Source organism: Pseudoalteromonas sp. SR45-6 (assembly GCF_014163545.1).
Lineage (GTDB): Bacteria > Pseudomonadota > Gammaproteobacteria > Enterobacterales > Alteromonadaceae > Pseudoalteromonas > Pseudoalteromonas rhizosphaerae.
Genome location: NZ_JACJDM010000080.1, coordinates 1 through 7,159 on the forward strand (window position 1 = coordinate 1; position 7,159 = coordinate 7,159).

The 7,159-nt window shown below is 39.9% G+C and carries 6 protein-coding genes and 1 pseudogene; 3 read left to right on the plus strand and 4 right to left on the minus strand.

Annotated features, from left to right (window positions below):
* Positions 1 to 111: 111 nt before the first annotated feature.
* The 4 genes from H5158_RS21020 to H5158_RS21035 form a co-directional block, all read right to left on the minus strand.
* Positions 112 to 1,302 (minus strand): amino acid aminotransferase, encoded by a 1,191-nt coding sequence (locus H5158_RS21020; RefSeq protein ID WP_149983417.1) that lies wholly within the window; start codon positions 1,300 to 1,302, stop codon positions 112 to 114.
* A gap of 79 nt (positions 1,303 to 1,381) precedes the next feature.
* Positions 1,382 to 2,041: a histidine kinase gene (locus tag H5158_RS21025; RefSeq protein WP_182740821.1), complete on the minus strand. Its 660-nt coding sequence runs from the start codon at positions 2,039 to 2,041 to the stop codon at positions 1,382 to 1,384.
* Between the two features lie 54 nt (positions 2,042 to 2,095).
* Positions 2,096 to 3,754: a fused response regulator/phosphatase gene (locus H5158_RS21030; protein ID WP_182740822.1), complete on the minus strand. Its 1,659-nt coding sequence runs from the start codon at positions 3,752 to 3,754 to the stop codon at positions 2,096 to 2,098.
* Entirely contained in the window at positions 3,754 to 4,059 is a 306-nt protein-coding gene (locus tag H5158_RS21035) for an STAS domain-containing protein (RefSeq protein ID WP_145240332.1), read from the minus strand. Before H5158_RS21035 ends, H5158_RS21030 begins: the two co-directional genes overlap by 1 nt.
* A 157-nt stretch (positions 4,060 to 4,216) precedes the next feature.
* Here H5158_RS21035 and H5158_RS21040 point away from each other — a divergent pair, with 157 nt between their 5' ends.
* The 3 genes and pseudogenes from H5158_RS21040 to H5158_RS23490 form a co-directional block, all read left to right on the plus strand.
* Positions 4,217 to 4,546, plus strand: a complete 330-nt coding sequence (locus H5158_RS21040; RefSeq protein ID WP_145240330.1) for a stress response translation initiation inhibitor YciH — start codon at positions 4,217 to 4,219, stop codon at positions 4,544 to 4,546.
* A gap of 140 nt (positions 4,547 to 4,686) precedes the next feature.
* Positions 4,687 to 5,238 carry a hypothetical protein gene (locus tag H5158_RS21045; protein ID WP_182740823.1) on the plus strand — a complete coding sequence of 184 codons (552 nt, stop codon included), beginning with the start codon at positions 4,687 to 4,689 and terminating at the stop codon, positions 5,236 to 5,238.
* A gap of 481 nt (positions 5,239 to 5,719) precedes the next feature.
* Positions 5,720 to 7,035: pseudogene (locus H5158_RS23490) on the plus strand (IS3 family transposase); the annotation flags it as partial.
* Between the last annotated feature and the right edge of the window lie 124 nt (positions 7,036 to 7,159).

Consider the following 7,159-nt stretch of genomic DNA (forward strand, 5'->3'; position numbering starts at 1 on the left):
GCGTAGTTCTAGGTTCTAGGTTCTAGGTTCTAGGTTCTAGGTTAAAAAATAAAACCGCACAACAATAAGTTAGTGCGGTTTTTTATTTCAATAAACGCTATTTAAATAAGATTATTTACAAACATCTGCAACAGCATTTGCAAAGTAATCGATATTAGCTTGACTGATACCCGCTACGTTAACGCGGCTTGAACCAACAATGTAGATACCGTATTCTTTTTGCAGGCGCTCAATTTGTTCTTTATTAATACCTAAGAAAGAAAACATACCGTGTTGACGGTCAATAAATGAGAAGTCTTGAGCAATCTCTTTTGCCGCTAGACTGTCTTTGATCAAAGTACGTAGGCCATTGATACGGTTACGCATTTCATCAAGTTCACTGTGCCATTGTTGTGTCAGTTCTGTACTGCTTAAAATGGTATTTACAATGTCAGCACCGTGCGCAGGTGGCATTGAATAAATGCTACGTACCACACTTAACATAACAGAGTTTGAAATGTCTGCTGTTGCACTGTCTTTAGCAATAATTGAACATGCACCAATACGCTCGCGGTATAAACCAAAGTTTTTCGAACATGAAGAACAAATGATTAACTCATCAACTGCATTGGCTAAAATACGTAAACCGTTTGCATCTTCTTCAAGGCTAGAACCAAAACCTTGATATGCAATATCAACCAGCGGTGTAAAGCCAACATCTTTTGCCAGTTCAGCAACCGTGTTCCACTGTGCTTCGTTTAAGTCCATACCACTTGGGTTATGACAACATGCGTGCAGTAATACCACATCACCTTTTGGCACTTGGGTAAGGGTTTCGATCATTTCATCAAATAATAAATCTTTGTTTTCATAATCGTAGTACGGGTATTCTTTAACTGTTAGGCCAGCGGCTTCAAACAAGCTAATGTGGTTTGCCCAAGTAGGATTAGTAACCCATACTGTCGCACCTGGATTACAGCGAACTATAAATTCAGCTGCAACTCGCAGTGCACCTGTACCGCCTGGTGCTTGTGCTGTACGAACACGATTAGCTAATAACGCTTGGTGCTCACCTAATAATAGGTTTTCCATTTTTTGGCAGTAATCTAAGTTACCCGCCAAACCAATGTATGATTTGCTAGTTTCGTTTTCAAGACGAAACGCTTCAGCTTTTTTAACTGCTTTTAATACCGGCGTATTACCGAATTCGTCTTTATAAACACCAACCCCTAAGTCAATCTTATTTGGGTTAGTATCTTGCTTATAGGCCGCCATAAGGCCAAGAATAGGATCAGTGGGTAATGGTTTTAATACTGAGAACATTGACTATCTCTTTCATTATTTAGGGGTTAGCTGTTGCACTTAGCTTAACATAAAAGCTCACTAGATTGACTAGTGTTATTTACACTAAAAAGTGAGGAATTTTAATACAGCACGCAATTAATAGCGCTAATGTTTGCTGGTTGAAAAAATCGTTATTAAAGGCTTCGCCATCAACAATACCAACGCAGCGATTTGCACTGTCAAAAAGCGGTAAACAGGCTTCTGATTTTACTTTAGGGTCGCAAGTATAATATTCACCACCCGCAGCCAAATACTGCTCAACGTTGTTGATCACTCGCCCTTTACTACTCAGTGCCACCTGCACATTATTACTACCAGCAGCAAATGCTTCGGTAAGCGGAAAAAGCGGTCGACTTGGCGCGCCAAAGTAAGTCAGTTTAAGTAATTGCTGACCCTCAGGTGTTGCTGTACTTTGGTAAATGCCGTACCAATCAACCTTAGTTTGCGCTACAACGTAATCAACAATCAGTTGTAATTGAGCAAGCTTTTGCGTGGTGTGCTGATCTTGCGGTAAAAAATCAGTGAGTTTAAACGGCTCATCTTGTAAGTAACCAAATAAACTGCACGCCCCGCCTTCACCCAATTCTGGTATTTGATATTGCCAGCGTACCGCAGGAAGCGACTGATTTGATAAATAGCTTTCGAGCTTAGTAAGCTCAGCAGAGACTAACTGAGCAGGCACATCTAACTGCGCAAGAGATAAATAAGAAGAAACCATTTAGCCATCCAAACATCTAAAAAAATGAATCATAGCATGGCTAAACAATCACGACTAGCTTTGTTGTTGCACCAATCGATAACACATTTCAATTTGATTACCCGATGAGTTATAAGTCACCTGCTCTGCTATTTCTTCTAATATCGATAACCCACGACCGTGCTCGCGATTATTACTGTTAGCATTACTGTCGGTGCTTGCAAAACCATTGCCAGAATCGCAAATTATAAAATACAGGCTCAATGTATCAGGGCAATAACGTATATCCACAATGATCAATGCATCAACGAGCTTAGCTAATGTTGCTTCTCGAAGTTGATAATACTCAATAAAACCATCCTCTTTATTTTTAATCGCTGAATCGAGTCCTAATACACCGTGATCAAGTGCATTGTTATATGCCTCAGAGAGCAGTAAAAAAATATCAGAGCGGTGCTCTTTTAGTCCGCCAACTTGAGTGAGCACTTCAACGATTTCAAGCACCGGGTCGGTTTGTTTTATTTGCTGTGAATTAAGCGTTAAAGAAAAATTAAAGGGTAACCGAGAGTAAGCGGCTTGCTCTTCAGCCGCAGCAGGAACCGCCATGCAATTAAAAAGCACTAAACTAAGGTCATCCTGTTGTTTGCTACCATGAGCAAACTTGGTCACTTGCCCGATCACATCTTGACTAGTCACTTTAGGCTTGCTTGCAAGTGCCTTTATAAAGCGTTGCTCTGCAAAAAATTCACCGTCTGCATTGGTGGTTTCTATAATACCGTCGGTGGCCAGCGCCAAACGCATACTGCTATCAACTTCAAAATGAATTAATTCACGTTCAAATTCGTCGCCTTCTAAAATCCCTAAAGCCATGTGCTGTGACTCTAAGGTTTTTAATACGCTTCCTTGTTGATCAATTAAATAAGCGTCAGGCAAGCCACCAAGCCAAGCTGAAACACTTTTCCCGGAGCTACTTAACTCAATAATTGTCGCGGCACAAAACATATGACCGGGCAATAATTGTACTAATACGGCATTAACTTCTGCGGCAATATCACTGACCGCCATGCCTTTATTAACCATAGTGTAAAACACTTTCGATGCCGGTAATGCCCCCACCGCAGCTGCTAAACCATGGCCAGTAAAATCCCCCAGCATACAATACAAACTACCAATTGGACTTTGCCCAACCAAACACATATCACCATTAAACATAGAAGCCGGTGAAAGATGAAAATCAATGTTGTTGGTAAACTTATTTTGGTTTTCTAAGGCATTATTAAAAATATGCTCAACTATTTCGTGCTCGCGCTCGGTTTGATTGTAATGATATTCTAATAACTTATTTTGTTCGTGGGTCTTTAAGCTCAGCTTACGGGTGCGGCTATGAGCTTTTATTTTCGCGGTTAAAATTACTTTATCAAACGGTTTATGAATAAAGTCATCACCACCGACCTCTAAACAACGTTCAAAACTGTTTTGATCTTCCAAAGAGGTTATGAAAATAATTGGTAGGTGAACATCGTTGTATAACAGCTTAATTTTTGTCGCTGTTTCATAGCCATCCATTACTGGCATTATTACATCGAGTAGCACAATATCAATGCTTTGCTGTGCTAATATTGCTAATGCTTCAACACCGTTAGCGGCAGTCGATACCTCGTAATTTTGTTGCACCAGCATTACTTTCAAAAGCGTACAATTAAGTGGCTGATCATCAACAACGAGAATATGCATTAATCAATATCAAACTTTTTATCAAAACGTGATATTTGCAGGATTTTTTTCAGTTGCGGCTGACAATTACTGATTTGAATTGCATCAACTGAGGTACCCAAGGTCTTTTTCATATTCAGTAACATACCAAGTGCGGAGCTATCCATGTAATCTGTTTCTCGCAAGTCAATTACGACCTTAGCGGTTTTTTCATTGATATCGGAATACGACTGTCGAAATGACTGCACTAAATTAAAGTCGAACTTCCCTTTAATTTGAATAGTCAGTGTAGCACCATCTGCTGATGCACTCTTACTTAGACCCATTAGTTAACTCCTGCTCAGATTATCCATTCTTAATTAGTATTAAATATAACTTGTTAATGATAAATCACCAAAAATAAAACACCCTATGCACAAATTTGTTTTAGATTTGATATTATCTAGGCCATTGTTTATTTAACTTTTTAAATGCAGGTTAAGCATGAGTGATAGTAATCTCGTTTATTCAACCGAAACAGGCCGTATCAGCCAACCAAAACCAAGCACAGAAGTGGCTAGTAAAGTATTTAAAGACGGCGCCCTGCGCATCGAACGCCAAACCAAAGGCCGTAAAGGTAAAGGTGTTATGTTGGTAACTGGTATTGACAGCGAGCAACACGATTTAAAAAAACTCGCCAAAACCATTAAAAGTAAAATGGGCCAAGGCGGCGCGGTAAAAGACGGCATCATTGAAGTACAAGGCGACGACCGCGAAAAACTCAAAGCCATCCTCGAAGCACTTAAATTCAAAGTCAAAATTGCCGGAGGGTGAGCCGCCGGTTTGCCTATAAAAAGCAGAGACTTGATGACCTAATTGCATATATGTACTTTCTTAATTTATGATCAATGTATTGTAATACAAAGAAAAACATCAGAGATAAAATTGTCTACTCCCACACAAAGAGAGCTTAAATGATATTAGATAATCTACCCAATAAAAAACTAGTCTCTGCTCTAAAAGCTAGTGCAGCTTTGGATATAGAGCTTTGTGAAGACGAATACCTAAGGTGCTTTTCTTACAAAGCTAATTGGGCGCCAGGGATAGACGTTGCTTCATATGAAAATGGTGGTGGTGATGAAATCGTCATTGTCATAAAAGGTGATGCTATTTTAATTAAAGGCTTCGATCATGAATCAGAAGTTAGTCCTCATGCTCAAGAAGAGTTTAGAATTTGGCCAGGGATGTATGAAGGGGCTCCTGAAGAACTGCTCGGCGTTTTAGATAACGATTTCTTCGAAATAGCTCATGTGACCTTTTGTTTTTGGCGTACTTCCAACTCTGGGTCATGGCAACAAGGAACTGTTAATTTCCAAAACAATGAAGATAACGGAGCTAGTTGGCTGCTCCCTGCAATCACTATAACTCCAGAATATTTTATTGAGTATGCGAAGGACTACTACCAAGATGACTTTAATAAAATAACACCAGCTAGGGTACACCAAGTATTCAGCGAATATGAATAGCACAAAACTTTATCGGTGCTGTTGATACAATAAAACAAAGTAATAAAGTAATAAAGTAGCGTGGTAACTTGCTTCGCTTGTTCCTCGCGATTTAGCCACTCTCATTTTACCGCCAACTGCAGCGTTAATTTAACTGGAGCAACACTCAATTATGGATGATGTATCGAAGCAATTTAAACCAGTAAAAAAACGGTTTTATCTCATATTACTATTAACTGTTGTATGCTTTTCAAGTGGCTTTATTCTTCAATATTTTGATATTAAGTTTCTAAATCCTTTTTATGGTGCATTAATCGGAGTGCTCATATTTAACGTTGGTATTTGGTTGTATTACAGGTGTCCAAAATGTAACTCTATTCCATTTGCATCAGGTAGTGAAGGCGTAGAAATCAGACCTAAACTCTGCCATAAATGTGGTGCTAAATTCAGGTCAAAATAAACTAATAGATAGCAGCAAAGCCAAAGGGACTAATGCGGAGCAATAAAAGACGGCATCATCGAAGTTCAAGCGGTTGAAAAAGCATTATCTCAATGTGATGATGTTCGTCTAGAAGATATTGCAGATGATTTAGGTGTCGGTTATTCAACGTTACAACGCTGGATAGCACTCGCAAAGAAACATCAACTTGAAACACACCAGACGGGTAGCCAAATGACAGCAGAAAAACGACCACAAGACTGGCGTTTAGAAGAAAGACTCAGCGCGATTATTGACTGTGGCCATTTAGATGAAGCAGCGATTAATGAATACTGTCGTAGTAAAGGGCTTTATCCGCATCATATTAAGCAGTGGAAGCACGACTTTGCCCAAGGACCTACAACGAAACTAGCTAAATCAGACAGTAAACAGTTAAAGCAAGAAATAAAACAGCTGCAAAAAGAGCTTAATCGTAAAGATAAAGCCTTAGCTGAAACAGCGGCATTACTTGTTCTCAAAAAAAAAGCGGATGCCATTTGGGGTTTCAACGAGGACGATTAACGACGTCGACTGAGCGACATGAATTGATAAAGCTCATTACAGAAGCGCAGGATTCAGGGGCAAGGCAGAAGCCAGTGTGCGAATTACTTGGGCTAACGGCAAGAACGGTTCAGCGCTGGATGGCCGAAGATAAGATGGTAGACAAGCGAACTTGTACGGCAAAGCGGCCGCCCAATCAACTCACTGAGTTAGAGCGACAGCGTATTATCAAAACAGTCAATTCAGCTGAGTATGGGCATTTACCGCCGAGCAAAATAGTGCCCAAGTTGCTTGATAAAGGGGTATGGATAGCATCCGAGAGTTCGTTTTACCGGGTTATGAAACGTCACCACCTATTAACGCATAGAGAAAAAGTGAAGCCAAACAGGCAGGTAAAAAAACCAAAAGCACTCACAGCAACCGGTGTGAACGAAATTTACACATGGGATATTACATATTTGCCAACAACGGTTAAGGGCGAATTTTTATACTTGTATTTAGTGATGGATATTTTTAGTCGAAAAATTGTGGGATGGCAGGTTCACGATACACAGTTAAGTGCGCTAGCGGCTGATTTGATGACGGATATTTGCAGTCGAGAGCAAATAAAGCCAGAGCAAGTCACGTTACATTCGGATAATGGCAGCCCAATGAAAGGCGCTACATTATTGGCTACCTTGCAAGAATTAGGCATTGTACCGTCGTTTAGTCGCCCGTCAGTGAGTAATGATAATCCCTATTCGGAGTCATTATTTAAAACGTTAAAATATCGCTCAGACTACCCAGAAAAGCCATTTGAAGATATAAGCGCAGCAAGAGAATGGGCAAGTGGGTTCGTAAAACAAAATTGACACCCATTATAAATAAATGCTGAAGTCATCAAACTTAACCGTGCAAAAAACTGCCTGCCCGCAATTACTCTTCGAGGAAATGTTGTTTGTAATAAATAACGTGACTAATGTC